We start from the raw sequence: 26,409 nt of genomic DNA, 5'->3' as shown, positions 1-26,409 counted from the left end.
GGCGCGGTCCCTTGCCTGTTCTTGTCGTGTTCGAAGGCTGCATGGTAGCGAAGATGGCTTTGCGCTCCTCGGCTGTGTCGCGCGCCCGGTGTCTGGCCGGTGTGCGTTTTGTCGGCCGCGCACACGCCGAATGCCGCCTCTCGTGAGCGGCAACGCCATCGCGCCCTACGTTCGGGTGATGTGCTTCGGACAATCCTTGAGCAAGATAGCGCCCGTGGGTGCGAATGCAATTCGACCCCGCTACCACTGATGCCCCGCAGCTCCCCGGCTTGCGGGGCTTTTTTTGTTTGCGCCCTGGGCCTGCCCGAACGGGGCGGGGTTTGGGCTCAGCGGGCGCGCAGTACCGCCTCGATCGCCGCGGCGACCTCGCGCAGCGGCGACAGATAGCGCTCGACCAGCGTGGCGGCACTGCGGCTGCCGAGCACCATGCTGAAGCCCAGACCGGCGACCACCTTGCCGGTCTGGTCGCGCAGCGGCACCGAGATGCCGGCGAAGCCGTCGACCAGCTCGCTGACCAGCACGCAATGGCCGTCCTCGCGCACCTGCGCCAGCGTGGCGCGCAGCGCCTCGCGCGAATCGATGGTGAACGGCGTCAGCTTGCGCAGCTCGGCGTGCGCCAGGTAGCGCTCCAGCGCCGCGTCATCGAGGCCCGCCAGCAGCACGCGTCCCAACGAATGCGCGTAGGCCGGCATGCGCCGCCCGATCGCCATGTCCACGCGCAGGATCTGGCGCGGCTCTTCCCGCGCGACCAGCACGACGGCGTCGTCGTCCAGCATGCCGATCGAACAGGTCTCGCCGCAGCGGCTCGCGAGCGCGCGCAGATGCGGCTGCGCCAGCCGCGGCAGGCTCATCGAGGCGAAATAGGCGTAGCCGAGCTCCATCACCCGAGGGGTCAACGAGAACTGCCGGCCGTTCTGCGCCAGATAACCGTTGTGGTGAAGCGTCAACAGCAGCCGGCGCGCCGCTGCCCGCGTGACATCGAGGCGGTCGGCCACGTCCTGCATCGACAGGCTCTCGACGCCGCTGGCGAACAGCCGCAGCAGCGCCAGCCCCTTGTTCAGGGAGTCGAGCAACTCATCCTTTTTCTGCGTCGGGGCCTCGGCTTCGGGCATGGAGAGCGTCCTGGATCGAGCGTTGAAGTGACGTGGAATATACGTCGAAATGGAATTGCGGCGATTCTAGTGCCGACTTCGGGCTTGCGCGAATCGGCCAGTCGTCCGTATGATACGGCGATCCGCGAACAAATGTTCGCAAAACGCGAACCGCAATATTCCGCCGACAAGCGCGCTCCGATGCCGGGCGCCGACGGCGACAGCGACGCCCCGCGCGCCGCAGCATCAGGAGACAGCATGAAGGTGATCACCGCAGACCAGGCGGCGGCCCTGGTACAGGACCGATGGACGGTGGCAAGCGCCGGCTTCGTCGGGGCCGGCCATGCCGAGGCGGTGACCGAGGCGCTGGAGCGGCGCTTCCTGCAGAGCGGCCTGCCGCGCGACCTGACGCTGGTCTACTCGGCCGGGCAGGGCGATCGCGGCGCACGCGGCGTCAATCATTTCGGCAATGCCGGCATGACCGCGTCGATCGTCGGCGGCCACTGGCGCTCCGCGACGCGGCTGGCGGATCTGGCAATGGCCGAGCAGTGCGAGGGCTACAACCTGCCGCAGGGCGTGCTGACGCACCTGTACCGCGCGATCGCCGGCGGCAAGCCCGGCGTGATGACAAAAATCGGCCTGCACACCTTCGTCGATCCGCGCAGCGAGCGCGATCCGCGCTACCACGGCGGCGCCGTCAACCGGCGCGCCCGCGAGGCGATCGCCGAGGGCCGCGCCAACTGGGTCGAGGCGGTGTCCTTCCGCGGCGACGACTACCTGTTCTATCCAAGCTTCCCGATCCATTGCGCGCTGATCCGCTGCACCGCGGCCGATCCGCGCGGCAACCTGAGCACGCATCGCGAAGCCTTCCACCACGAGCTGCTGGCGATGGCGCAGGCCGCGCACAACTCCGGCGGCATCGTGATCGCGCAGGTCGAGCAGCTGGTCGACCATCACGACAATCTGCAGGCCATCCATGTGCCGGGCATCCTGGTCGACTACGTGGTGGTCAGCGAGGATCCGGCCCATCATCAGATGACCTTCGCCGAGCGCTTCAATCCGGCCTACGTGACGCCGTGGCGCGGCGAGGCGGCGGCGCAGCAGGCGGCGACTGCCGAGGCCGGTGCGGTTGCCAAAGCCGGCGTCGCGCCCGATGCCGATGTTGTGCCCGACATCGATCCCGCGCCCCCAACACTCGACGCCCGCACCATCGCGCAGCGCCGTGCGGTGCTGGAGCTGGCCAGGCGCCGGCCGCGCGTGGTCAATCTGGGCGTCGGCATGCCGGCGGCGGTCGGCATGCTGGCCGAGCAGGCGGGGCTGGACGGCTTCACGCTGACGGTCGAGGCCGGCCCGATCGGCGGCACGCCGGCCGACGGCCTGAGCTTCGGCGCGTCGGCCTATCCCGAGGCGGTGATCGACCAGCCCGCGCAATTCGATTTCTACGAGGGCGGTGGCATCGACCTGGCCTCCTTGGTCTCGCCGAGCTCGACGGCCACGGCAACGTCAACGTCAGCAAGTTCGGCGAGGGCACGCAGGCGCTGATCGCCGGCGTCGGCGGCTTCATCAACATCACGCAGAGCGCCAAGGCGGTGGTCTTCATGGGCACGCTGACGGCGGGCGGGCTCGAGGTCCGCGCCGAAGGCGGCCAGCTGCAGATCGCGCGCGAGGGCCGCGTGAAGAAGATCGTGCCCGAGGTCTCGCACCTGAGCTTCAACGGGCCGTACGTGGCCTCGCTGGGCGTGCCGGTGCTGTACATCACCGAGCGAGCGGTGTTCGAGATGCGAGCCGATGCGAATGGCGAAGCGCGCCTGACGCTGATCGAGATCGCGCCCGGCGTGGACCTGCAGCGCGATGTGCTGGCGCAGTGCGCGACGCCGATCGCGGTCGCGCCGGATCTGCGCACGATGGATGCCTGCCTGTTCCGGCCGGGGCCGTTCTCGATCGCCACGGCGGGCTGACGCGCGCCGGCGGGCCGGCGCGGCCGACGCGGGCCGAGGCGAGGAGACACCCGCCGACGCCCGATGCTCGCCGGGAGCCCGAAGATTTCGCGGGGCGGAGCACCGCCCGCCCTTCCTCCACAACAACGACAAGGCCGGACCACCGGCCACGCAGTACGCCAAGGAGACCAACCACGCCTTGTTTCGACTGGAAATGACGGGATCGATTTGCGCTCCACGGGCCATGGACTGCCCCGCGAGTCGCCGAGAGTTGCCTGTTTCGCCGGCGCGCCCGACGCGGACCGCGCCGATTTCGGATGACGTTTCTCTTGTTGCCATGCAGAACACAAGCCGCCGTACCTTCGCGCGCCGCCTCGGCGCCGCCATGCTGACCCTTTCCCTGCCGCTGTGCGCCACCCAGGCGTTCGCCGACAGCTATCCCTCCAAGCCGATCCGGCTGGTGGTGCCGTTCCCGCCGGGCGGCCCGACCGATACCGCCGCGCGCATCATCGGGCAGAAGCTCAGCGATTCGCTGAAGCAGCCCGTGGTGGTCGACAACCGCCCCGGCGCCTCCGGCACCATCGGCGCCGAGACCGTGGCCAAGAGCGCGCCGGACGGCTACACGCTGCTGGTGCTGGCCACGCCCACGCTGATCGCGCCGCATCTGATCAACCGCAAGGGCTACGACCTGTTCAAGGACTTCGCGCCGATCGGCGCCGCCTACGATCTGCCGATCGTGATGGTGGTCAATCCGAACGCGCTGCCCGACGTGACCACGCTGCAGCAGTACATCGCCAAGGCCAAGGCCAAGCCGGGCGAGATGAACTACACCAGCGCCGGCAACGGCAGCTTCGGCCATCTGTCGACCGAGCTGCTGCAGAACCTGGGCAGCTTCGACGTGCAGCACGTGCCGTACAAGGGCAGCGCGCCGGCGATCTCGGATCTGCTCGCCGGCCAGGTGCCGATGATGTTCTCCGACATGATCGCCGCGCTGCCGCACATCAAGGCCGGCAAGCTGCGTCCGATCGCGGTGGGCTCGGCCAAGCGCGTCAGCTTCACGCCCGAGGTCAAGACCGTGGCCGAGCAGGGCTTCCCGGGCTTCGAGGCGACCGCCTGGGGCGGCCTGCTGGCGCCGGCCGGCACGCCGAAGGACATCATCGCGAAGCTGTCGGCCGAGCTGAAGGCCGCGCTGGCCGATCCGACCGTCCAGCAGAAGATGCTGGGCGCGGGCACGGTGGCGGCCTATATGCCGCCGGAACAGTTGGCCGCACGTATGCGCGCCGACGACAAGAAGTGGGGCAAGGTCATCCAGGACAACGGCATCAAGGGCGACTGATACGCCCGCGCCCGTCATGGGCGCACCGTGGCTTGCCTTCTTAGCGGGGTAGGGTGAGGGCTGGCGATCGTATGGTCGCCGGCCCTCGCTCTTTGTGGCGGGCGTCGGTGGCTGCCGTAGATGTCGGCGCTCGACGACTGCGCTGGATGACTGCGGTCGGTGGCTCCGCTCGATGGCCGCCGTCGAACGCGGCCCGCTCGGGTGCGCCTACTGCCGTGCCGGCGAAGTCGCCAGCGCCTCGCCGCGCGCGAGAAAGCGCCGGTATTCCTCGGGGGGAACGAACAGCCCGCCGGTGGTCCAGACCAGATGCGTGGCGGTGGGCATCGCCTCCGTCAAGCCATGGCGGGCCAGATAGGCCTGCCCGGCCTCGGTGCCCGTCAGCATCGCGGGGCCGCTGAAGCCGGCGGCCGCCGACGGTTCGATCTCGATGCCGGCATCCCGCTTGGCCAGATACAGGTCGCGGAACAGCTGTTCGTCCGCCACGGTATAGACCCCCGACAGCAGTTCGCGCATCGCCGCCGCGGCCAGCTCGGAGGCGCGCGGCACAGCCAGGCCGTCGGCCTCGGTGCGATTGCTGAGCCCGTAGTCGTAGACCGAAGGATTGCCGCCGGCGCCGTTGACCTCGGCGCCGATCATCTGCACCAGGAAGCAGGGCGACTGCGTCGGCTCGGCGAAGAAGCAATGCGCGTGCGGCCCGTACAGCTGCTTCAGGCCGAAGGCGATGCCGGCCGGCGCGCCGCCGACCCCGCAAGGCAGATAGACGAACAACGGACGCTTCGCGTCGGGCGCGATGCCGTGCTCGCGCAACTGCGCGTCGAGCCGCAACACCGCGGCGCTGTAGCCGAGCAGCAGCGACAGCGACCGCTCGTCGTCGACGAAATGGCAGAAGGGGTCCTGCTGCGCTTGGGCACGGCCGGCGGCCACCGCCTGCTGGTAGTCGCCCGCGTGCTCGATCACCTCGACGCCGCGCGAGCGCAGCCGGTCCTTCTTCCACGCCTTGGCGTCGGCCGACATGTGCACCACCGCGCGAAAGCCCAGCGCGGACGCCATCACGCCGATGCTCAGGCCCAGATTGCCGGTCGAGCCCACCGCGACCTGGTAGCGAGAGAAGACCGCGCGCGCCGTCGGTTCGGCCAGCCGGCGATAGTCGTCGGGGCTCGCATCCTTGGTGACCAGTCCGTGTTGCAGCGCCAGTCCTTCGGCGAATTCCAGCACCTCGTGGATGCCGCCGCGGGCCTTGATCGAACCGGCCACCGGCAGGCTGTGATCGGCCTTGATCCACAGCGCGCCGCTGCCGGAAGGCAAGCCAATGGCGGGCGCCAGCGCGGCGGCCGGCAGCACCGGCGATTCGATGGCGCCGGCGCTGTCCGCCAGCTCCGGAAACAGCCGCTGCAGCAGCGGGGCGAAACGCGCGAAGCGGGCGTGGGCTGCATGGACATCAGCTAGACTAATGTCCTTCTCGCCCGTGCGGACTGCCGCCGGGGTTTGCGGCGCCAGCAGCGGGTTGGTCCACAGGCAGGGCCGGGCCGCGCCGAGCGCCGCCAGCAGCGCGGCATCGGCCGCGGGAGCCGCCGCGCTTGCCGCCGGGGCGGAACCGGTGTTTTCGGGCGGGGAAAACGTCGAGTTGGGGCTGGAGTCGTTCACTTCGGTCATCAGTGCGGGAGCGCGGCTGCAGTGTGGTTGTACAACAGTTGCGTTGTTCTTCGGTGTGAGGCAGCTCGACCTTGGGCCGGCGCTTTTCCCGCATTGTTCGTCCAACCCCCGATTCCGGCAAACCATTCGTGCTCCGCCATGCATTAGTAAAGCTAATGTCGATAACGATATCGATGACCACGACGCTCTCCGCCTCCCTCCTTGCCTGGCTGCGCTGCTTCGAGGCGGCGGCGCGCCACCACAGCTTCACCCGTGCCGCCGGCGAGCTGTGCGTGACCCAGGGCGCGGTCAGTCAGCAGGTCAAGCACCTGGAGCAATGGCTGGGACGCCCGCTGTTCGTGCGCACGCCGCGCGCGCTGGTGCCGACGCCCGAGGGCGAGCGGCTGCGCGTGGTGCTGCGCGATTCCTTCCAAGCGATCGAAGGCGCGCTGGGCCAGTTGCGCCGCCGCGGCGAGATGGGGCCGGTGTCACTGTCCTGTTCCCCCTCGTTCGCGATGCGCTGGCTGACGCCGCGGCTGGGCAGCTTCTTCCGCGACCATGCCGATATCGGCCTGCGCGTGCAGGGCGAATTCCAGGCGCTGGACCGCGGCCGGATGCTGCGCGAGGGCATCGACGCGGCGGTGCGCTTCGATCCGGGTGCCTACCGCGACGTGCACGCGCGGCGCTTCCTCGACGAATGGCTGCTGCCGGTGGCCAGCCCCGCCTTCGTCGCCGCGCATCCGGAGCTGCGTTCGCCGGCCGACCTGCGCGGCGAGCTGCTGCTGCACGACGCCAGCCCCTGGGACGGCGCCGGAGAGTTCGACGAATGGGGCGCGTGGCTGGCGCAGGCCGGCGTCACGGTGCCGGACCTGGCGCAGGGCCAGCGCTTCAACCTGTCGCAGCTGGCGATCGGCGCGGCGCTGGCGGGGCAGGGCGTCGCGATGGGGCGGACCGCGCTGGTGCTGGAAGACCTGCAGGCCGGCCGGCTGGTCGACCTGTTCGGCCTGCATCTGCCCAGCCAGGCCGCCTACTACTTCGTCTCGGCTCACGGCCAGAGCCCGGAGGTGGCTGCCATCGAAAGCTGGCTGGAGGCCGAGGGGGCGCGCTTTCGCGCGGCACGGACGCTGTGGCTGACGCGGGCCGCCGCGCCGGGCAAGAGGCGCCGGCCACCGCCGCGGCGCCCCCGATAGCTTGCCGAGGCCAGGGAGCGCCCGTACCACACTCCCGAGCGCCGCACTACCCCGCACCTGCCCGCTGTTGTAGAATCTAAGTCTTTGATTCTGTAGCGCTATTGATCGGCTTGCCAGATGTTGCCGATCTCGACGCGGCAGGGGCCTCGAAATCGGCGCCGGAATGCGGTGCCGACCCCACAGCCCCACTCCGCCCTTGCCGCCCAGGCCAAGTGCTGCGCGGCTTCCGCCAGTTCCATTGCGTTCGATCGATGCGTGTCCGCTGGCGCCGGGTTCGCCTTCGCCAGACACCCATACCATGACCACCACCACGAACACGAACACCACTGCTGTACCGACTTCCACCGACGACATCACCTTCGACAGCTTCGGGCTCGACCCGCGCGTGCTGCGGGCGCTGACCGAGCAGGGCTATACCAAGCCGACGCCGATCCAGGCGCAGGCGATCCCGGTGGTGCTGCTGGGCAAGGACGTGATGGGCGCGGCGCAGACCGGCACCGGCAAGACCGCGGGCTTCGCGCTGCCGATCATCCAGCGCCTGCTGCCGCTGGCCAACGCCAGCGCCTCGCCGGCGCGGCACCCGGTGCGCGCGCTGATGCTGACGCCGACGCGCGAACTGGCCGACCAGGTCTACGACAACGTGGCCCGCTATGCGCGCCACACCGACCTGCGCAGCACCGTGGTGTTCGGCGGCGTCGACATGAATCCGCAGACCGACGCGCTGCGGCGCGGCGTCGAGATCCTGGTCGCGACCCCGGGCCGCCTGCTCGACCACATGCAGCAGAAGTCGGTCAACCTGTCGCAGGTGCAGATGCTGGTGCTGGACGAAGCCGACCGCATGCTCGACATGGGCTTCCTGCCAGACCTGCAGCGCATCATCAACCTGCTGCCGGCCAAGCGCCAGACGCTGCTGTTCTCCGCGACCTTCTCGCCCGAGATCAAGAAGCTGGCGGCCAGCTATCTGCACCAGCCGGTGACGATCGAAGTGGCGCGCAGCAATTCGGCCAACGAGAACGTGCGCCAGACCGTGTACCAGGTGCAGGACGGCCAGAAGCAGGAGGCCGTGGTGCATCTGCTGAAGCAGCGCGCCGAACAGGGCCTGTCGCGCCAGTGCATCGTCTTCGTCAACAGCAAGATCGGCTGCTCGCGCCTGGCGCGCCATCTGGAGCGCGAGGGCATCAATGCCGCCGCGATCCACGGCGACAAGACCCAGACCGAGCGGATGCAGACGCTGGAAGGCTTCAAGCAGGGCAACATCGACGCGCTCGTTGCGACCGACGTCGCCGCGCGCGGCCTCGACATCGCCGACATGCCCTGCGTGATCAACTTCGATCTGCCGTTCAACGCCGAGGACTATGTGCACCGGATCGGCCGTACCGGCCGTGCGGGTGCCACCGGCGACGCGCTGTCGATCTTCGTGCCGGGCGACGAGCGCCTGCTGGCCGATATCGAGAAGATGCTGAAGCGGCAGATTCCGCGGGCGCAGCTCGAGGGCTTCGATCCGGCGGCTGCGCGCTTCCGTGCCGCCGACGACGACCGCCGCCGCGGCCGCTCGAGCGAACCGCGCCGCCCGCGCGCCGACAGCGAGGACCGTCCGCGCAAGACCGATCACGGCAATGCGCGCAACGCCTTCCGGCCGGCCGACGATCCCTTCTTCTCGCGGCCCTACGAGCCGAGCCCGAGCGCATCGTCGGCGCCTGCAGAGCCGACGCTCGATCCGCGCCAGGTCGGCCTGGCACGCGCCCGGCCGAAGCGCCCCGTCGCCGCGCTGCTCGGCGGCGTGCCGCGCAAGTCCTGAATCCTGCTCGCCTTCCGGGCGCTTCCCGGCGAAGCGTTTCGTCACGACGCGCCGCCTGACGACGGCGCGGTTCCCTAACTGGCCGCCGGTGTCACCCACCTCGCGGCCCACTGCGCCGTCGCCTCGGCCAGCCAGCCCTCCACATCGGTGCGGCCGCTGCGCAAGTCCAGATGCGCGCCGGCCGCGCGCAGCGCGTCCAGCGGCGCGAGCGCGTCGACCGCTTCGGCGCCGGTCTGCTTGCTCAGTTTCTCCCCGATCTCGTTGACCACCACCGGCACATGCAGATAGGCCGGCGTCGGCAACCCCAGCAGCCGCTGCAGATGAATCTGCCGCGGCGTCGAATCCAGCAGGTCGGCGCCGCGCACGATATGCGTGATGCCCTGCAGCCCGTCGTCGACCACCACCGCCAGTTGATACGCCCATAGGCCATCGGCCCGGCGCAGCACGAAGTCGCCCAGCTCGGTGGCCAGGTCCTGGCATTGCCGGCCCTGCCAGCGATCGTCGAAACACAGCAGCGCCGCCTCGCCGTCCGGCACGCGCACGCGCCAGGCGCGCGGCAGCTTGCCGTGCAGGCCGTTGCGGCAGGTGCCGGGATAGGCCAGGGTCTGATGGCGCTCGCGCACGTGCCGCAGCGAGTCGGCGATCTCCTTGCGCGAGCAGCCGCAGGGATAGACCAGCCCGGCCGCCTCGAGCCGGTGCAGCGCGTCGGCGTACAGCGCCTCCCGCCGGCTCTGCCAGACCGGCTCCTCGTCCCGATGCAGGCCCAGGCGGTCGAGCGTCTGCAGGATCTGGCGGTCGGCGTCGCGCACGCAGCGGGGATAGTCGATGTCCTCGATGCGCACCAGCCACTGGCCGCGATGGGCGCGCGCGTCGAGCCAGCTTGCCAGCGCGGTGACCAACGAGCCCAGATGCAGCGGCCCGGTGGGGGAGGGGGCGAAGCGGCCGCGGTAGGGTGGATCTGACGGCCGGCCATCTCGCGGCCGGCTATCCGGCAACTGACGGTCGGACGGCGGAAGATCGGACGGCTGAAGATCGGACGACCGACGGCCGGCGGGCCGGGGTTCTGACGGCCGACGATCCGATGGCTGATCGGTCTGCCCCGGTACTGCTGTCATGTCCGGCTACTCCGGCGCGCCCGGTTGTTGCGACAGCAGCGCCTGCGCCAGCCGGGGATTTTGCAGCTTGTCGGTCCACCATTGCAGCGCCTTGCCGCGATGGCTGGTGCGCCAGGCGATGGTGAAGGTGCCGGGCGCGCGCACCTCGACGGTCTCGCGCACCTGCAGCACGCCGCTCTCGATATGCGGCTGCGCCATCGGCGCCGGCAGCCAGCCGCAGCCCAGGCCGCGGATCTGCGCATCGAGCTTGTCGCGCATGGTCGGCACCACCAGCATGTCCTGCCCGGCCAGCACGCCATGCGTGCGCGCCGGCAGATTGCGCGAGGTGTCGCCGACCGCGACGATGCGGTGGCGGGCGATCTGCGTGCTGGTCAGCGGGCCGGGCTCGGTGGCGAGCGGATGGTGAGCGGCGACCGCGAACACGAACGGCATCGCGCCGAGCGAGCGGATCTGGAAGCCCTGGGTGCTGGGCGCGTCGTAGGCGCCGCCGATCACCAGGTCGGCGCGGTTGCTGACCAGCGCGTCCCAGGAGCCGCCCAGCACCTCCTTGGCGAAGCGCAGCCGCGTGGCGCTGTTCTCCGCGTAGAAGTCCTGGATCACCGGCAGCAGCGCGCGGAAATTGATCAGGTCGTCGACCACGATATTGAGGCTGGCCTCCCAGCCGGTGGCCAGGCGCTTGACCCGGCGCGCCAGGTCGTCGGCCGCGTGCAGCAGGTGGCGGCCCTCGTCGAGCAGCGCGCGGCCGGCCGGGGTCAGCTCGGCACGGTGGCGGCGCCGATCGAACAGCAGCACGTCGAGGTCTTCCTCCAGCCGGCGCACCACATAGGTGAGCGCCGACGGCACCTTGCCCATTTCATGCGCGGCGGCCGCGAAGCTGCCCTTGCGTTCGATCGCGTCGAGAACTTCCAGGGATTCGAGAGAGAGTGGCATATTCAGAAATTCTGAATGAGTGCTTGCAAATGGCCCGCCGCCAATATAGCGCAGGCGTCCTAAACTTCCTAGCATCGTTGCAGAACAGACGGTCCATATGCAAGTCCGGGAGGATGAAGCCGAGGACCACTAGCCAGGAAGGACATCAAAATGATTGAAATTCGCAAGTCCGCAGAACGTGGTTATGCCGACCATGGTTGGCTCCAGTCGTATCACAGCTTCTCGTTCGCCGATTACTTCGATCCGCGCCATGTGCAGTTCGGGCCGCTGCGGGTCATCAACGAAGACCGCGTCGCGCCCGGCATGGGCTTCGGCACGCACGGCCACCGCGACATGGAGATCATCAGCTATGTGCTGTCGGGCGAGCTGGCGCACAAGGACAGCATCGGCAACGGCAGCGTGATCCGCCCCGGCGACGTGCAGCGGATGAGCGCCGGCACCGGCGTGCGGCACTCCGAGTACAACCACGCGGCGCACGACACCACGCATTTCCTGCAGATCTGGATCGTGCCGGACCGCAACGGCATCGAGCCGGGCTACGAGGAGAAGCATTTCGACGCTGCCGACAAGCGCGGCCGGCTGCGCCTGGTCGGCAGCCGCGACGGGGCCGACGGCTCGGTGCGGATCCATCAGGACGTGCGTCTCTACGCCGGCCTGTTCGATGGCGACGAGGCCGCCACGCTGGCGCTGGCCCCGGGACGGCGCGCCTATGTGCATGTCGCCCGCGGCGCCATCACGGTCAACGGCCAGGCGCTGGAGGCCGGCGATGCCGCGAAGCTCGAAGGCGTCGATGCGCTCAGCCTGGCGCAGGGCGATGGCGCCGAGGTGCTGGTGTTCGACCTGCCGTGACATGCAAGGGGTCGTCCCCGCGAAAGCGGGGACCCGCTGACTCATCCCTGTGCCGTCAGGCCGCCGCACGCCCGCATGCGCGAGGGCGGCGGGATGACGGCAGGCAGATGTAACGCAAGTCCCGCCCGGCAGGGCAGGCGGAAGCGCTGTGCTATCTTCTCGCTATAGATAAGCGCCCGGACCGGCACATGGTCCGGGACGCCCCGGCAGCTCGCCTCGCCGCCTATTTTCGACCCGAGATGACCTTCGTTTCCGTCCTTCTTGCGCTGATCGCCGAGCAGTTCCGCGCCCTGGGCCGCAACAATCCCATTCACGAAATGGTGCGCGCGCTCGCCGAACGGGCCGAGCGCGCCTTCGACACCGGCCGGCCGCGCGACGCGGCGCTGGCGTGGATGACGGTGGCGCTGCCGCTGACCCTGGCGGCGCTCGTAGTCCATCACTTGCTGGCCACCATCAGCGTGGCGCTGACGCTCGCCTGGAACGTCCTGCTGCTGTACCTGACGCTGGGCTTCCGCCAGTTCAGCCACTACTTCACCGATATCCACGACGCGCTCAATCGCGACGATCCGGCCACCGCCCGCGCGCTGCTGCACGAGTGGACCGGGCTCGATACCGTCGACATGCCGATCAGCGAGATCGTGCGCCACACGCTCGAGGCGGCCATCGTCGCCGTGCACCGGCATGTGTTCGGGGTGTTCTTCTGGTTCCTGCTGCCGATCGGCCCCGCCGGCGTGGTGCTGTACCGCGTCGCCGAATATCTGTCGCGGCAGTGGAACCTGCCGTCGTCCGAGCGCAGCCCGGCCTTCGGCCGCTTCGCGGCGCGCGCCTTCCATCTGATGGACTGGATCCCGTCGCGGCTGACGGCGATCGGCTTTGCGATCGTCGGCAACTTCGAGGACGCCGTCTACGCCTGGCGCAACCATGCGCGCAAGTGGCGCGACGAGACCAACGGCATCCTGCTGGCCAGCGGGGGCGGCGCGCTCGGCGTGCGGCTCGGCACGCCGCTGCCCGAGGACGACACCAGCGTGGTGCTGGCCAGCCCCGGCACCGGCGCCGCGTTCGACTATGCGCCCGGCATGGAGGACGACGGCGTGCCCGAGCCGGCCGCGCCCGAACTTGGCGCCGATCCCGGCGTGCGCGCGCTGCAGTCGGCGGTCGGCCTGGTCTGGCGCGCGGTGGTGCTGTGGATGCTGCTGCTGGCGATGCTGTCGCTGGCGAGCTGGGTCGGCTGAGGGTCGGCAGCCAGAGCAGTCGGCCCATGCCCGGGCCGCGGTTCAGTGTCCCGGTTCATGGCTGCGGATACAGTGCCCCGGCTCGGCGCTTTGGCTCAGTGCCCCGGCTCAGTGCTGCGGTTCAGGGCTGAGGCTCACGGCCGCCGATTCACGGCCGCGGACTGCCGCACTGCCAGCAGGCGCCGAACTGCGCCTCGTGCCATTCGCCGCAGCGCGTGCAGCGCCAGCGCGGCCCCGGCGCCGGATTGGCGGCGGCATCGAGCACCGCCCACGCTTCCTCCTCGCGCGCATCGTCGAGCAGCCACACCTGCGGCGCGCTCTCCTCAAACGGAATATCGCCGGTCGCCCCGGCCAGCCAGGTATTGCGCAGTTGCGCGCGAATGCCCGCCGCCAGCAGCAGATTGCGGCAGTGGGCCGCATGCACCAGCGAGGGCGTCGACAGCAGCAGTTTCATCGGCGTCACCGGCAGTGGGGATGCGGGACACCTTAGCACGGGGTTGGGGAGAGGGGAGAGACCCCTACGGCTTGCCTACCACGGCTTCTGCTGCCGCGACTCGTGCAGCAGCTGCAGATACAGCTGATGCCGCCGCGGCGCGATGCCGCCGGCGTCCACCGAGGCCAGCACCCCGCACCCCGGTTCGTTGATGTGGTGGCAGTTGTAGAAGCGGCATTCGGTCAGCCGCGGGCGGAATTCGGGGAAGGCGCGCTCGAGCATCCCTTCGGACAGATGGTGCAGGCCGAACTCCTGGAAGCCGGGCGAATCGATCAGGCTGCCGCCCTGGCCCCAGTCGTCGGGCAGGTGGTAGAGCCGCGTGAACGTCGTGGTGTGCTTGCCCGAATCGAGCTTGGCCGAGATCTCGCGGGTTTGCGCCTCCACGCCGGGAATCAGCAGATTCAGCAGCGACGACTTGCCCATGCCGGACTGGCCGATCAGGATGGTCGCGCGCCCGGCGGTCAGCGGGCGCAGTTGCGCCAGCGCGTCCTCGGGGTTGCCGTGCACCGACAGCTCCACGGTGCGATAGCCGAGCTGGCGGTACAGCGTCAGCCGGCGCCGCGCCTCCTCCAGCCGCTCGGTCAGGTCCGTCTTGTTCAGCAGGATCAGCGGCGCGATCTCCAGCGCCTCGGCGGAAACCAGCGCGCGGCCCAGCAGGTCCTCGGAGAAGCTGGGCTCGGTCGCCAGCACGATCGCCACCTGGTCGATATTGGCGGCCAGCAGCTTGGACTTGAACTGGTCGGAGCGATGCAGCAGATTGCGGCGCGGCTCGACCTCGACGATCACGCACTGGTCCGCCGCGGCACGCTCGACGCGCACGCGATCGCCGACCGCGCATTCGCTCTTCTTGCCGCGCGGAAACGCATGCATGCGCGTGCGCTCGCCATCGTCGAGCTCGATCACATAGTGGCGGCCATGCGCGGCGACGATCAGCGCGGTGTCTCGTTTCGACTCGCGCGTCGATGCGCCTGGCGATGCGCCAGGCACGCCGCGGCCGGCGGCGGCGCCGCCTCGTTGTCGGGCGGGGCGGTTCATGCGTGCGCCAGCAGCCGGTCGATGCGCTGCGCCGCGGGCGGGTGCGAGTAGTAGAACGCGCTGTAGAGCGGATCGGGCGTCAACGTCGAGGCATTGTCCTTGTACAGCTTGACCAGCGCCGATACCAGATGGCCGGCGTCGGCGTGCTCGGCGGCGAACGCATCGGCCTCGAACTCGTGCCGGCGCGAGGTCAGGCTCGACAGCGGTCCGAGCAGGAAGGTGAATACCGGCAGCGTCAGGAAGAACAGCACCAGCGCCAGCGCATGGCTGTCCGACATCAGGTTCGGCAGCACGCCCAGGCCCGTGTAGAACCACGCCTGCGTCGACAGCCAGCCCAGCAGCGCGAGGAAGGCCAGGCTCAGCGCGAACGTCACGACGATGCGCTTGACGATATGGCGCCGCTTGAAGTGGCCGAGCTCGTGCGCGAGCACGGCCTCGATCTCGTCGGCGTTCAGCCGCGACAGCAGCGTGTCGAAGAAGACGATGCGCTTGGCCGCGCCGAAGCCGGTGAAATAGGCGTTGCCGTGCGCGCTGCGGCGCGAGCCGTCCATCACGAACAGGCCCTTGCTGGCGAAGCCGCAGCGGCGCATCAGCGCCTCGATGCGCTGCTTCAGCGTCTCGTCGGTCAGCGGCTCGAACTTGTTGAACAGCGGCGCGATCCAGGTCGGGAAGATCACCAGCAGCACCAGGTTGAAGGCCATCCACACCACCCAGGTCCACAGCCACCACCACGGTCCGGTCCGGTCCATCAGCCACAGCACCGCGAGCAGCAGCGGCAGGCCCAGCACCGCGGCCACCACCAGCATCTTGATGGTGTCGAGCAGCCACAGCCGCCACGTCATCCGGTTGAAGCCGAAGCGCTGCTCGATGCCGAACTGCGCGTACAGCGTGAAGGGCAGCTCGGCCAGCCCGCCGATCAGCGCGACGCTGGCGATCAGCGCGACGCCATAGGCATAGCCGGGACCGAAGGTGCCGTACCAGAACTGGTTCAGCCAGTGCAGGCCGCCGAGCAGCGTGAAGCCGATCAGCACGGCGGCGCCGGCCAGCACTTCGAGCATCGACAGCCGCGTGCGGGCGATCGTGTAGTCGGCGGCCTTGCGGTGCGCGGCCAGCGAGATGGTGTCGGCGAAGCGGGGCGGCACGGTGTCGCGATGCAGGCCGACATGGCGAACCTGGCGCGCGGCCAGCCAGAGTTTGGTGAGCACCATCACCACCAGGGCGACGAGAAAAAGCAGCGTGAACATCGGATCCTTGCCTTGTGGGGCGGTCTAGTGCCATCGATATGCGAGAATTATATGACTTCGCGCCGGGCCGCCGTCCGTGCTGTCCATTCGTGCAGCCCATTCGTGCCGCCGTCCGGTCGCGATCGTCCGTACCGGATGTTCCGAAGATTCCGATGATTCCGATCATCCGATGAGTCCGGTTCTTTCGATCCCTCCCGCTTCCCGATCCTCACGCAGTCCGATGACAAGCTCCAGCACCGCCGCCTCCGTACCCGCTCCCGCCTCCGTCCCGGCCCCGGCTTCCGCCACGCCCGCCGTCAAGTCGGTCAAGAGCGAAAACAATCTGGTCTGGCTCGATATGGAGATGACCGGGCTGTCGCCCGAGAACGACCGCATCATCGAGGTCGCGGTGGTGGTCACCGACTCCGAGCTGCATATCCTCGCCGAGGGCCCGGTGCTGGTGATCCATCAGGACGACGCCGTGCTCGACGCGATGGACAACTGGAACAAGGGCACCCATGGCCGCTCGGGCCTGATCGACAAGGTCAAGGCCTCGACGCTGACCGAGGCCCAGGCCGAGGCCGAGCTGCTCGCCTTCCTCAAGCGCTGGGTGCCGGCCGGCAAGTCGCCGATGTGCGGCAACTCGATCTGCCAGGACCGCCGCTTCATGGCGCGCTACATGCCCAAGCTCGAGGCCTTCTTCCACTATCGCAACCTCGACGTGTCGACGCTGAAGGAGCTGTGCAAGCGCTGGGAGCCGGCGATCCACAAGGGCTTCATCAAGCGGCAGCTGCATACCGCGCTGGCCGACATCCTCGAGTCGATCGAGGAGCTGCGCTACTACCGCACGCATTTCATTCGCAGCAGCCAGCAGGCGGAGCAGGGCGCGGCGGACGCGGGCGGCACGGCCGCCTCTACCGGCGGCGCCTGATCCTTCCCGGTTCGTCGTCCGCTTGGATGCGGGGCCCAGCGACCTGCCGCGAGCCGCTGGTCCCCGCCTGCGCGGGGACGGCGGATGATGCCGCCGCCGGTTTCGTCCCGCTCGCCATTGCCCTCACTCGTCCACCGGCACTCGTTCCACCCACACCCATCCCGCCATGCTTGAGCGCATCGTCTCGATCATCACGCCCGTCATCCTGATCATCCTGGTCGGCTGGCTGTACGGGCGCAAGGCCCACCCCGACATGGCGGGCATCAATCGCGCCACGCTGGACGTGATCGCGCCGCTGCTGGTGGTGTCGGCCTTCGTCAGCAAGGAGTTCGTGCTGGCCGACCAGCTGGCGCTGCTGGCCTGCGCGGTCGGCGTGGTGCTCGGCTCGGGCCTGCTCGCGCTGGGCGCGGCGCGGCTGATGGGCGCGGACCCGCGCACCTTCGTGCCGCCGATGATGTTCAACAACTCGGGGAACATGGGGCTGCCGCTGTCGGTGTTCGCCTTCGGGCCGGCCGGACTGGCTCCCGCGGTGGCGCTGTTCGCGGCGTCCAACCTGATGCACTTCACGCTGGGGCTGAAGATCGTCAACCGCCATGCCTCGCTGGCGCAGATCTCGCGCAACCCGATGGTGCTGGCGACGATCGCCGGCGTGGCCTTGTCGTTGATGCGGCCGTGGTTTGCGCTGCCCGATCCGGTCTACCAGTCGATCAAGCTGCTGGGCGACGCCACCGTGCCGCTGATGCTGTTCGCGCTCGGCGTGCGGATGAAGGACGTCAATCTGCGCAACTGGGGCATGGGGCTCGCCGGCGCGGTGATCTGCCCGCTGACCGGCATCGCCTGCGCGCTGGCGCTGGCGGCGGTGGTGCCCCTGACCGAGCTGCAGCGCGGGCTGCTGTTCGTCTTTGCCGCGCTGCCGCCGGCGGTGCTGAACTTCCTGGTGGCCGATCATTTCCGGCAGGAGCCGGACCAGGTGGCCTCGATCGTGCTGCTGGGCAATATCGCGGCGGTGGTGTTCGTGCCGGTGGGGTTGTATCTGGGACTGCGGTAGAGGGCGTTGGCCTGCAGGCCCCCTCCGCCAACCCCGCTGTCGCAAGCGGGGAAGGAAGGAGCGGGTAGCAAGCGCCCTTGGTGTTCTCCCTCCCACGCGCGACAGAGGCGCGGGGAGAGGGGCCCGGCGCTCGCTTACCTGGACGGACGGATCGCGTGCTTGGGCCGCCAGGCCTTGAGCACGGCCTCGTCGGTCTCGATGTAGGGCCCGCCGATCAGGTCGATGCAGTACGGCACCGCGGCGAAGATGCCTTGCACCAGCGGCTTGCCGTCGTCGCCGCGCAGCCCTTCGAGGGTCTCGCGAATCGCGCGCGGCTGGCCCGGCAGATTGATGATCAGCGCCGCATGGCTCGGCGTCTCGCGGATCACGGCCACCTGGCGCGACAGGATCGCGGTCGGCACGAAATGCAGGCTGACCTGGCGCATCTGTTCGCCGAAGCCCGGCATCTCCTTGGTGGCGACCGCCAGCGTGGCTTCGGGCGTCACGTCGCGGCGCGCCGGGCCGGTGCCGCCGGTGGTCAGCACCAGGTCGCAGCCGGCCACGTCGACCAGCTCGATCAGCGTGCGCGAGATCTGCGCCTGCTCGTCGGGAATCAGCCGCTCGACGCCCTGCCACGGCGAGGTCAGCGTGCGGCCGAACCAGTCGCGCAGCGCGGGGATGCCTTCGTCCTGATAGGTGCCCGCGGAGGCGCGGTCCGAGATCGACACGAAGCCGACCAGCAGCTCGTCGGGATGGCGGCGGGCGATCGGTTGGCTGATCGGCTGGCTGTTCGCCTGACTGCTCGATTGGCCGCTCGCTTGGCTGAGGGTTTGGGTGGGGTCGCTCATGCTGGCTCCTGGTCCTGTCCGGGTGAGGGCTCGGCCGCTGCCGCGCCGGGCTGCTCGCGTGCCTCCAGCGCGCTCTTGATGGCCTGGAACAGCTCGCGGAAGTGCCGCGGCGGCTTGGACAGCTGCTGCTCCTTGCGCGCGTTGCGGATCAGGCTGCGCAGCGCCTGCACGTCGACGGCCGGATGCTCGGCGAGGAAGCGCGTCAGCGCCTCGTCGTCCTTGAGCAGCAGCTCGCGCCAGCGCTCGATCAGATGCAGCCGTGCGGTCTCGGCCTTGCTGGTGCCCTTGAAGCCGTCCAGCGCGCGCCGGATCGCGTCGATCTCGTCGTCGTTCAGGCCGCGCATCACCTTGCCGACATACTGCATCTGGCGGCGCTTGCCTTCGTGGCTGGTGATGCGGCGGGCCTCGCGGATGGCGTCCTCGAGCACCTCGGGCATCGGCACGCGCGCCAGCCGGTCCTTGGGCAGCGCCTCGAGCTCGCTGCCCAGGTCCTGCAGCGCATGCATGTCGCGCTTGCGCTGCGATTTGCTCTTGGGCGAGTCGTCGTCGGGCTCGGGGGCGAAGGCGCCGGGAAAGCCGGCGCCGGGGGAGTGGCGGGGATGTCGCGTCATGGGCGGCATTTTATCTTGCTATGATTCCCGTTTGGGTTTCGTTTGCCTCCCCGGCTTCCGGCCCGACGCCGGAATCGCCCCTCCCACGCCCGACCTACGCCAGACTTACGCATGTCCGATCTCATGACCGACCAGAACGTCCACTTCACCTACACTCAGGCGCAACTGAGCGAAATGGCAGCCGATGTGCTGCGCGTCGCCCGCGAACTGGGCGCCACCGATGCCGCCACCGAGATTTCCGAGGGCAGCGGCCTGTCGGTCTCGGTGCGCAAGGGCGAGGTCGAGACGATTGAGCAGAACCGCGACAAGGTGGTCGGCGTGACCGTGATGATCGGCAAGCGGCGCGGCAATGCCAGCACCTCGGACTTCTCCCCGGCCGCGCTGCGCGCCACCGCCGAGGCGGCCTACAACATCGCGCGCTTCACCGCCGAGGACGACTGCGCGGGGCTGGCCGAAGAGGAACTGCTCGAACGCGATCCGCTCGACCTGGACCTGTTCCACCCCTGGGCCATCGATGCCGAGCAGGCCATCGAGATCGCGCGCCGCGCCGAGGCCGCGGCCTTCGCGGTGTCGCCGCGCATCCGCAACAGCGATGGTGCCAGCGTGTCGGCGCAGCATTCGCAGTTCGTGCTGGCCACCACGCGCGGCTTCGTCGGCGGCTATCCGTATTCGCGCCATTTCGTCTCGTGCGCGCCGATCGCCGGCAGCGGCAGCGGCATGCAGCGCGACGACTGGTATTCGTCCAAGCGCGCGCCCGAAGCGCTGGCCGAGCCCGAGGCGATCGGCCGCTACGCCGCCGAACGCGCGCTGGCGCGGCTGCATGCGCGCAAGCTGTCGACGCGCCGCTGCCCCGTACTGTTCGAAGCGCCGCTGGCGGCGGGGCTGCTGGGCGCCTTCGTGCAGGCGGTATCGGGCGGCGCGCTCTATCGCAAGTCGACCTTCCTGTACGACACGCTGGGCAAGCCGGTATTCGCCCCGCATATCGACATCCATGAGCGTCCCCACGTGCCGGGCGCGATGGGCAGCGCGCCGTTCGACGAGGAGGGTGTCAAGACCCGTGCCCGCGACGTGGTGCGCGACGGCGTGGTGGAAGGCTATTTCCTGTCGACCTATTCGGCGCGCAAGCTCGGCATGCAGACCACCGGCAATGCCGGCGGTTCGCACAACCTGGCGCTGACCAGCAAGCTGACGCAGCCGGGCGACGATTTCCCGGCGATGCTGCGCAAGCTGGGCACCGGCCTGCTGGTGACGGAGCTGATGGGGCAGGGCGTCAACTACGTGACGGGCGACTATTCGCGCGGCGCGTCGGGCTACTGGGTCGAGAACGGCGTGATTCAGTATCCGGTCGAGGAAATCACGATCGCCGGCAACATGGCGGAGATGTTCCGCCAGATCGTCGCGATCGGCGCCGACACGCTGGTGCGCGGCACCAAGGAGACCGGCTCGATCCTGATCGAGCAGATGACGATCGCGGGGAATTGAGCGGAAAGCTCGCTCGCTCAAGCGAAGCCGGCGGTGTTCTCCCCTCTCCCGCATGCGGGAGAGGGAGTACCGTTATCGCCAGTGCGCTCGCTTCAGCGCTGGCCGATTCTGGCTGCTGCTTACTCCGGCGCCCGTTCGTACGTCACGAACGCATAGTCGAAGCCGTTCGACTCCGAATGATGCCGCTCGCGCTCGGTGGCGATCCACCGCCGCGGATCGATCTCGGGGAAGTGGGCATCGCCCTCGATATCGGCGTCGATCTCGGTGACGATCAGCCGGTCGGCGCTGGGCAGCGCCTCGGCATAGAGCTGCGCGCCGCCGATCAGGAAGACCTGCTCGACGCCGACGCACAGGCGCAGCGCATCCTCGAGCGAGGACGCGGTTTCCGCGCCTTCCAGCCGCAGTCCCGCATTGCGGCTCACCACGATATTGCGGCGGCCCGGCAGCGGCCGGCCGATCGATTCCCAGGTCTTGCGGCCCATGATCACCGGCGCGCCCATCGTGGTGCGCTTGAAGTGCGCGAGGTCCTCGGGCAGCCGCCACGGCAGCGTGTTGTCGCGGCCGATCACGCCGTTGCGCGCGCGCGCGACGATCAACGTCAGCAGCGTCATACCGCGACCGGGGCCTTGATGGCCGGATGCGATTCGTAGCCGACCAGCGCGAAGTCCTCGTAGCGGTAGTCGAAGATCGAATCGGGCTTGCGCAGGATCTGCAGCTTCGGCAGCGCCATCGGCTCGCGCGCGAGCTGCGTGCGCACCTGCTCCTCGTGGTTGCTGTAGATGTGGCAGTCGCCGCCGGTCCAGACGAAATCGCCGACATCGAGGCCGGTCTGCTGCGCGATCATGTGCGTCAGCAGCGCATAGCTGGCGATGTTGAACGGCACGCCGAGGAAGATGTCGGCGCTGCGCTGGTACAGCTGGCACGACAGCCGGCCGTCGGCCACGTAGAACTGGAAGAACGCGTGGCAGGGCGGCAGCTTCATGCGGGGGATGTCGCCGACGTTCCAGGCCGACACGATCAGCCGGCGCGAATCCGGATTGCCGCGGATCTGTTCGATCAGCTGGGCGATCTGGTCGATGTGCTCGCCGTTGGGCGCGGGCCACGAACGCCATTGGTAGCCGTAGATCGGGCCGAGCTCGCCGTTCTCGTCGGCCCATTCGTCCCAGATCGTGACGCCGTTTTCCTGCAGCCAGCGCACATTGGTCGAGCCCTGCAGAAACCACAGCAGCTCATAGATGATCGACTTCAGATGCAGCTTCTTGGTGGTGACCACCGGGAAGCCTTCGCGCAGGTCGAAGCGCATCTGATAGCCGAACACCGAGCGCGTGCCGGTGCCGGTGCGGTCCGCCTTGACGGTGCCATGCTCGTACACATGGCGCATGAAGTCGAGATACTGTTTCATCGGCGTCGGAAAGGAAAAAGGGCCGCAGCGCGGCGGCTTGCGGGCCAGGCCGTCATTCTAGCCCATGCGCCTCGAACGGGCGCCGGCATGAAAAAAGGGGCGGCCCCTGTGGAGCCGCCCCTTGATCCGATCTCGTCATTCCCGCGCGGGCGGGAAGCGAGCGTGCTGCTTACTGGCTTTCGACCGCCGGTGCGCGGCGCTTCTGCACCAGATAGCCGGCGCCAAGCACGCCGCCGATGATCACGGCATACAGCAGCCATGCCAGCGCCGGGTTGGCGGCGAAGAACGGCTTGACCAGCGGTTCGCCCAGGATCATCTTGGCCGCGGTGAAGGCCAGCACGCCGGCGCCCAGGTAGATGATGACCGGGTAGCGCGACATCAGCTTGAGCACCAGGCGCGAGCCCCAGACCACGATCGGGATGCTGATCAGCAGGCCCAGCACCACCAGCAGGAAGCTGCCGTGCGCGGCGCCGGCCACGGCCAGCACGTTGTCGACGCCCATCACGGCGTCGGCGATGATGATGGTCTTCATCGCGCCGGCCAGCGTGGTCGCCGGGGCGCCGTGCTCGTCCTCGCCGTTTTCGTCCGACAGCAGCTTGTAGGCGATCCACACCAGCGCGAGGCCACCGACCAGCATCAGGCCAGGGATCTTCAGCAGCCAGACCACGCCGATGGTCATGGCCGAACGCACGACCACGGCGCCGATGGTGCCCCAGACGATGGCCTTCTTTTGCAGATGCGGCGGCAGATTACGCGCCGCCAGCGCGATCACGATGGCATTGTCGCCAGCGAGCACCAGGTCGATGACGACGATCGACAGCAGTGCCGTCAGAAACTGCATCGTGAACAGATCGGTAAGCCACTCCATGAACTCTCCTATTGGAAACGTGAAATACAGGTTCGCCTGGAGTCATGCAGCCGCGGACGGGAGCCTCTGCAAACCATGAATCCAGGTTGCAAAGGTCTTGCTCGACCGACCGGCGATTCGCCGGTACGGTCAGCACAACCGGAGGCCGCAATGGGGACGCGGCGCTCGTAATGACGATTGTGCTAAGGGCGGGCTGCCCTGGAGCTACTCCCCTTTGAAGGGGCTTGGCCGTGGTCGGCCTTGCTTGGGCACGGATTATAAACGAGGTCCATGGCGATTGTCGCCTTTGCGGCAAATGGCGTTTACCCTCGCGGCGGGCCATGGCGCGTGGCCCCGGGGCGATCGCGCGGGGCCACGGCGGCGGTGCGGCGAGGGCCGCCACGCGGCGTGTCGGAGGCAGCCGGGCAGGCAGAGGGGCCCGATAGCGCCTATCCTTACCGGATCGGCAGTGGCCGATGCGCCGCCGGACAGCGATGGCGGCGCGTCCTTCTGCCCGCACCGGCCGCTTGCCGCGGCGGTGTGCCGGGGGTTCGGGGTTGTGCAGTGCCCAGTGACATCCAGCCACATCCAGCCACATCAACCGACCAGAAGGAAGAACTCCATGCCGGCTGATTCCATCGGTATGCCATCGCGCCGCCTTCGCCAGGACAATGGATCCGGACCGCGCGCCGCTTCTTCATCGTCCTCGTCTTCTTCGTCCCCTTCTTCGTCCTCTTCTTCAGCCCCTTCTTCGTCGTCGTCTTCTCCAACCACCAACGGGGCCGCCGCCGCGGCTTCGTCCCTCGCCAAAGCCCGCTCGCGTTTCGGCGATCCGCTCGCCTTCGTGCAGCAGTACCGCCACGACGACGAGGCCGAGCGCGCCGACCTGATCGACGGCCTGCTGGCGCCGCATGCCAGCGTCCAGCCCAAGCACTTCTACGACGTGCTGGGCTCGCGGCTGTTCGAGGCCATCACCGCCTTGCCCGAGTACTACCCGACCCGCACCGAGGCCGAGATCTTCGCCGCGCATGCCACCGCGATCGGCGCGCGCTGCGGCAGCGGCGGCGTGCTGATCGACCTGGGCGCCGGCAACTGCCAGAAGGCTGCGCGGCTGTTCGGCGTGCTGCGCCCCGCCCAGTACGTCGCGCTCGATATCTCGGTCGAGTTCCTGCGCGACACGCTGGCCGGCCTGCAACAGCAGCATCCGCAGATTCCGATGATGGGACTGGGCGCGGACCTGTGCGCGCCGCTCGCGCTGCCGGCGCCGATCCGGCAGGGCCGGCGGCTGTTCTTCTATCCGGGCTCGAGCATCGGCAACTTTGCGCCCGACGCCGCGCTGGCGCTGCTGCAGCGGCTGCGCGCCGCGGCGCGCCAGGGCGACGGCGTGCTGATCGGCGTCGACCTGCTCAAGGACGAGGCGCAGCTGGTATCGGCCTACGACGATGCGCTCGGCGTGACCGCGGCGTTCAACCGCAACGTGCTGCGCAACGTCAATCGCGCGATCGACGCCAACTTCGCGCTGGCCGACTGGCGCCATGTCGCCAGCTTCGACCGCCAGGGCTCGCGTATCCAGATGCATCTGCAAGCGGTGCGCGACGTCGAGGTCCACTGGACCGGCGGCGGCCGCGCTTTCCATGCCGGCGAGCGCATCCATACCGAGGACTCGCACAAGTACCGCGTCGAGGGCTTCGCCGCGCTGCTCGAGGAAGCGGGCTTTGCCGATCCGGTCTGCTGGACCGACGCGCGGCAATGGTTCGCGGTGTTCCACGCGCGGGTGCCGGCTTGACGGGCTTGATGGTCTCAGCGGGCCCGATGGCCCCACTGCGCTTGAGGTCTCAACGGTCCTGAGGGTCTCGACGCGCTTGACGGGCCTGAGGGTGAGGCGAATGGCCGGCGCCAAAGGCGTGCCCGGGGAAGGGAAAAGCCGCGGTGTCATAATGTCCGCTGACATGCCGCCCGCGCTGCGAGCGGTTTTTCCAGCGGCGTTTGACGAGACGGGCAATCCGATGAGCGGCTTCACCATGCTTCCCGATCTGTATTTCACCGGCGGCCGGCACGACTGGAGCGACGCGCGGCGCCTGCCGCGCGAGGGGCTGGCGCAGGCGCTGGTCGACAGCCGCAACCGCACGCTGGCCTGGCTGTCCGCGTTCGGCGCAGCCCGCCGCGGCTGGATCGTGCCGCGCCAGTACGATGCCGATCCACCGCTATGGACGCTGGGCCATCTCGCCTGGCATGCCGAATGGTGGTGCCTGCGCGACGTCCAATGGCAGGAGCGCGCCGGCGTGCTGCTGCCGGTGCCGGCCGCGCCGGCGCTGCTCGACGGCGCCGACGAATGGTTCGATCCCGAGCGCATCGGCCCCGATGCGCGCTGGGAAGTGGCCTTGCCCGACGTCGCCGCGCTGAAGCACTACGCGGCCTCGGTGCTCGACGCGGTGCTGCGCCGGATCGCGCTGCTGCCCGACGATGGCGACGACACGCTGTATCCCTTCCGCCGGGCCCTGCAGCACGAGGACGCGCAGATCGAGCGCATCGCGGCGCTGCTGCAGGCGCTGGCGATGGCGCCTGACGATCCCGCGCTGACCCGCCCGCCGGTCAGCGTGCCCGACGCCGGCACGCTGCAGTTTCCCGGCGGCCGCTTCACACAGGGCTGGGGCGAGCCGGACGGCTTCGCGATGCCCGACGAACTGCCCGCGCAGCCGACCTATGTGCCGGCCTTCGAGATCGACGCCGCGCCGGTCACCAACGCGCAATACCTGGAATTCGTCGACGACGGCGGCTACGAGCGGCCCAACTGGTGGTCGCCCGCCGGCCGCCAGTGGCTGATGACGCAGGAGCGCTCGGCGCCGCGCTACTGGGAGCGCCATGCGCAGACGCGCGCCTGGATGGCGCAGCGCTTCGACACGCTGCGCACGCTCAATCCCGACGAGGCGGTGCGCCACGTGACGCTGTACGAGGCGCAGGCCTGGTGCGCCTGGGCCGGCCGCCGCCTGCCGGACGAGGCCGAATGGGAGATGGCCGCGGTGCAGAATCGCGGTGGCTTCCGCTGGGGCATGGTGCGCGAATGGACCGCGACGCCGTACGAGCCCTATGCCGGCTTCGCCGACGTGCCCTCGCACCCGGGTCCCGGCGACAGCGAGATGCAGGCGCGGTTCGGCCTTTGCCAGGCCGTGCGCGGCGCCTGCTTCGTGGGGCCCACGCGGCTGCGCCATGCGCGCGCGCGGCTGGCGCTGGCGCCCGAGGAAGACGCGGCCTTCGTGGGGTTCCGTACCTGCGCGCTGTGAGCGCTGTCAGCGCTTTGAGCACTGTGGGCGCTTCGCGTGCGTAACGCCCCGAAGAACCGGCGACGAAGCGGCGAAGCACCGGCGACGCGGATCGTCCCGCCATGAAAAAGCCCCGCCGA

General features: G+C 69.2%; 23 protein-coding genes and 1 pseudogene. 11 read left to right on the top strand and 13 right to left on the bottom strand.

What is annotated here, in order from left to right; all coding sequences use genetic code 11:
- Window positions 1-326: 326 nt before the first annotated feature.
- Window positions 327-1,112, bottom strand: a complete 786-nt coding sequence (locus F1599_RS25500; RefSeq protein ID WP_149316955.1) for an IclR family transcriptional regulator domain-containing protein — start codon at window positions 1,110-1,112, stop codon at window positions 327-329.
- A 237-nt stretch (window positions 1,113-1,349) separates the two neighbouring features.
- On the opposite strand from F1599_RS25500, the pseudogene F1599_RS25495 reads away from it, so the two are divergent.
- A pseudogene (locus F1599_RS25495) lies at window positions 1,350-3,049 on the top strand (acyl CoA:acetate/3-ketoacid CoA transferase).
- 316 nt (window positions 3,050-3,365) lie between these two features.
- Complete coding sequence (locus tag F1599_RS25490; protein WP_149316957.1) at window positions 3,366-4,364, top strand: Bug family tripartite tricarboxylate transporter substrate binding protein; 999 nt, start codon at window positions 3,366-3,368, stop codon at window positions 4,362-4,364.
- A gap of 207 nt (window positions 4,365-4,571) precedes the next feature.
- On the opposite strand, the gene F1599_RS25485 is transcribed toward F1599_RS25490, so the two are convergent.
- Window positions 4,572-6,017: a D-serine ammonia-lyase gene (locus F1599_RS25485; RefSeq protein WP_150084905.1), complete on the bottom strand. Its 1,446-nt coding sequence runs from the start codon at window positions 6,015-6,017 to the stop codon at window positions 4,572-4,574.
- A gap of 173 nt (window positions 6,018-6,190) precedes the next feature.
- Between F1599_RS25485 and F1599_RS25480 the strand changes: the two genes are divergently transcribed.
- Both F1599_RS25480 and F1599_RS25475 read left to right on the top strand, forming a co-directional pair.
- Window positions 6,191-7,186 carry a LysR substrate-binding domain-containing protein gene (locus F1599_RS25480; protein ID WP_223819878.1) on the top strand — a complete coding sequence of 332 codons (996 nt, stop codon included), beginning with the start codon at window positions 6,191-6,193 and terminating at the stop codon, window positions 7,184-7,186.
- 298 nt (window positions 7,187-7,484) lie between these two features.
- Entirely contained in the window at window positions 7,485-8,984 is a 1,500-nt protein-coding gene (locus F1599_RS25475; protein ID WP_150084904.1) for a DEAD/DEAH box helicase, read from the top strand.
- A gap of 74 nt (window positions 8,985-9,058) precedes the next feature.
- Here F1599_RS25475 and gluQRS read toward each other — a convergent pair whose 3' ends face one another.
- A complete protein-coding gene (gene gluQRS, locus F1599_RS25470; protein ID WP_223819877.1) occupies window positions 9,059-9,979 on the bottom strand; it encodes a tRNA glutamyl-Q(34) synthetase GluQRS in 921 nt (306 codons plus the stop codon).
- Between the two features lie 126 nt (window positions 9,980-10,105).
- Complete coding sequence (locus F1599_RS25465; protein WP_149316961.1) at window positions 10,106-11,029, bottom strand: LysR family transcriptional regulator; 924 nt, start codon at window positions 11,027-11,029, stop codon at window positions 10,106-10,108.
- Window positions 11,030-11,179: 150 nt separating this feature from the next.
- Here F1599_RS25465 and F1599_RS25460 point away from each other — a divergent pair, with 150 nt between their 5' ends.
- Window positions 11,180-11,878 (top strand): pirin family protein, encoded by a 699-nt coding sequence (locus F1599_RS25460; protein WP_150084902.1) that lies wholly within the window; start codon window positions 11,180-11,182, stop codon window positions 11,876-11,878.
- Between the two features lie 239 nt (window positions 11,879-12,117).
- Window positions 12,118-13,110: a CobD/CbiB family protein gene (locus F1599_RS25455; RefSeq protein WP_149316963.1), complete on the top strand. Its 993-nt coding sequence runs from the start codon at window positions 12,118-12,120 to the stop codon at window positions 13,108-13,110.
- 148 nt (window positions 13,111-13,258) lie between these two features.
- Here the strand turns inward: F1599_RS25455 and F1599_RS25450 are convergent, their stop codons facing one another.
- The 3 genes from F1599_RS25450 to F1599_RS25440 form a co-directional block, all read right to left on the bottom strand.
- On the bottom strand, window positions 13,259-13,564 hold the full coding sequence (locus F1599_RS25450) for a putative signal transducing protein (RefSeq protein ID WP_150084901.1): 306 nt from the start codon (window positions 13,562-13,564) through the stop codon (window positions 13,259-13,261).
- 75 nt (window positions 13,565-13,639) lie between these two features.
- Complete coding sequence (gene rsgA, locus F1599_RS25445) at window positions 13,640-14,638, bottom strand: ribosome small subunit-dependent GTPase A (protein WP_150084900.1); 999 nt, start codon at window positions 14,636-14,638, stop codon at window positions 13,640-13,642.
- Entirely contained in the window at window positions 14,635-15,882 is a 1,248-nt protein-coding gene (locus F1599_RS25440; protein WP_150084899.1) for a M48 family metallopeptidase, read from the bottom strand. The genes rsgA and F1599_RS25440 overlap by 4 nt, the downstream gene beginning before the upstream one ends.
- Before the next feature lie 220 nt (window positions 15,883-16,102).
- Between F1599_RS25440 and orn the strand changes: the two genes are divergently transcribed.
- Together orn and F1599_RS25430 are read left to right on the top strand one after the other, a co-directional pair.
- On the top strand, window positions 16,103-16,792 hold the full coding sequence (orn, locus tag F1599_RS25435; RefSeq protein WP_150084898.1) for an oligoribonuclease: 690 nt from the start codon (window positions 16,103-16,105) through the stop codon (window positions 16,790-16,792).
- A gap of 166 nt (window positions 16,793-16,958) precedes the next feature.
- The gene (locus F1599_RS25430) at window positions 16,959-17,840 is read left to right on the top strand and encodes an AEC family transporter (protein WP_150084897.1); all 882 of its coding nucleotides are present in this window, start codon (window positions 16,959-16,961) and stop codon (window positions 17,838-17,840) included.
- Between the two features lie 134 nt (window positions 17,841-17,974).
- Here F1599_RS25430 and mog read toward each other — a convergent pair whose 3' ends face one another.
- Both mog and yjgA read right to left on the bottom strand, forming a co-directional pair.
- Entirely contained in the window at window positions 17,975-18,667 is a 693-nt protein-coding gene (gene mog, locus F1599_RS25425; protein WP_223819876.1) for a molybdopterin adenylyltransferase, read from the bottom strand.
- On the bottom strand, window positions 18,664-19,278 hold the full coding sequence (gene yjgA, locus F1599_RS25420) for a ribosome biogenesis factor YjgA (RefSeq protein WP_395897226.1): 615 nt from the start codon (window positions 19,276-19,278) through the stop codon (window positions 18,664-18,666). The genes mog and yjgA overlap by 4 nt, the downstream gene beginning before the upstream one ends.
- Before the next feature lie 111 nt (window positions 19,279-19,389).
- On the opposite strand from yjgA, the gene pmbA reads away from it, so the two are divergent.
- The gene (gene pmbA / locus F1599_RS25415; protein WP_149316970.1) at window positions 19,390-20,760 is read left to right on the top strand and encodes a metalloprotease PmbA; all 1,371 of its coding nucleotides are present in this window, start codon (window positions 19,390-19,392) and stop codon (window positions 20,758-20,760) included.
- A 119-nt stretch (window positions 20,761-20,879) separates the two neighbouring features.
- Here the strand turns inward: pmbA and F1599_RS25410 are convergent, their stop codons facing one another.
- The 4 genes from F1599_RS25410 to F1599_RS25395 all read right to left on the bottom strand — a co-directional run bounded on the left by F1599_RS25410 (window position 20,880) and on the right by F1599_RS25395 (window position 23,819).
- Entirely contained in the window at window positions 20,880-21,371 is a 492-nt protein-coding gene (locus tag F1599_RS25410) for a dihydrofolate reductase (protein ID WP_149316971.1), read from the bottom strand.
- Window positions 21,368-22,162, bottom strand: a complete 795-nt coding sequence (locus tag F1599_RS25405; protein ID WP_150084896.1) for a thymidylate synthase — start codon at window positions 22,160-22,162, stop codon at window positions 21,368-21,370. The genes F1599_RS25410 and F1599_RS25405 overlap by 4 nt, the downstream gene beginning before the upstream one ends.
- A 169-nt stretch (window positions 22,163-22,331) precedes the next feature.
- Window positions 22,332-23,030 (bottom strand): TerC family protein, encoded by a 699-nt coding sequence (locus F1599_RS25400; RefSeq protein ID WP_149316973.1) that lies wholly within the window; start codon window positions 23,028-23,030, stop codon window positions 22,332-22,334.
- A gap of 576 nt (window positions 23,031-23,606) precedes the next feature.
- Window positions 23,607-23,819 (bottom strand): hypothetical protein, encoded by a 213-nt coding sequence (locus F1599_RS25395; protein ID WP_150084895.1) that lies wholly within the window; start codon window positions 23,817-23,819, stop codon window positions 23,607-23,609.
- A gap of 34 nt (window positions 23,820-23,853) precedes the next feature.
- On the opposite strand from F1599_RS25395, the gene egtD reads away from it, so the two are divergent.
- Complete coding sequence (egtD, locus tag F1599_RS25390; RefSeq protein WP_149316974.1) at window positions 23,854-24,795, top strand: L-histidine N(alpha)-methyltransferase; 942 nt, start codon at window positions 23,854-23,856, stop codon at window positions 24,793-24,795.
- A 220-nt stretch (window positions 24,796-25,015) separates the two neighbouring features.
- Complete coding sequence (locus tag F1599_RS25385; RefSeq protein ID WP_150084894.1) at window positions 25,016-26,290, top strand: SUMF1/EgtB/PvdO family nonheme iron enzyme; 1,275 nt, start codon at window positions 25,016-25,018, stop codon at window positions 26,288-26,290.
- Window positions 26,291-26,409 lie beyond the last annotated feature (119 nt).

Source organism: Cupriavidus cauae (assembly GCF_008632125.1).
Classification (GTDB): domain Bacteria; phylum Pseudomonadota; class Gammaproteobacteria; order Burkholderiales; family Burkholderiaceae; genus Cupriavidus; species Cupriavidus cauae.
Note: the sequence above shows the minus strand (reverse complement) of the source record. Positions and strands in the feature narration are given on the sequence as shown.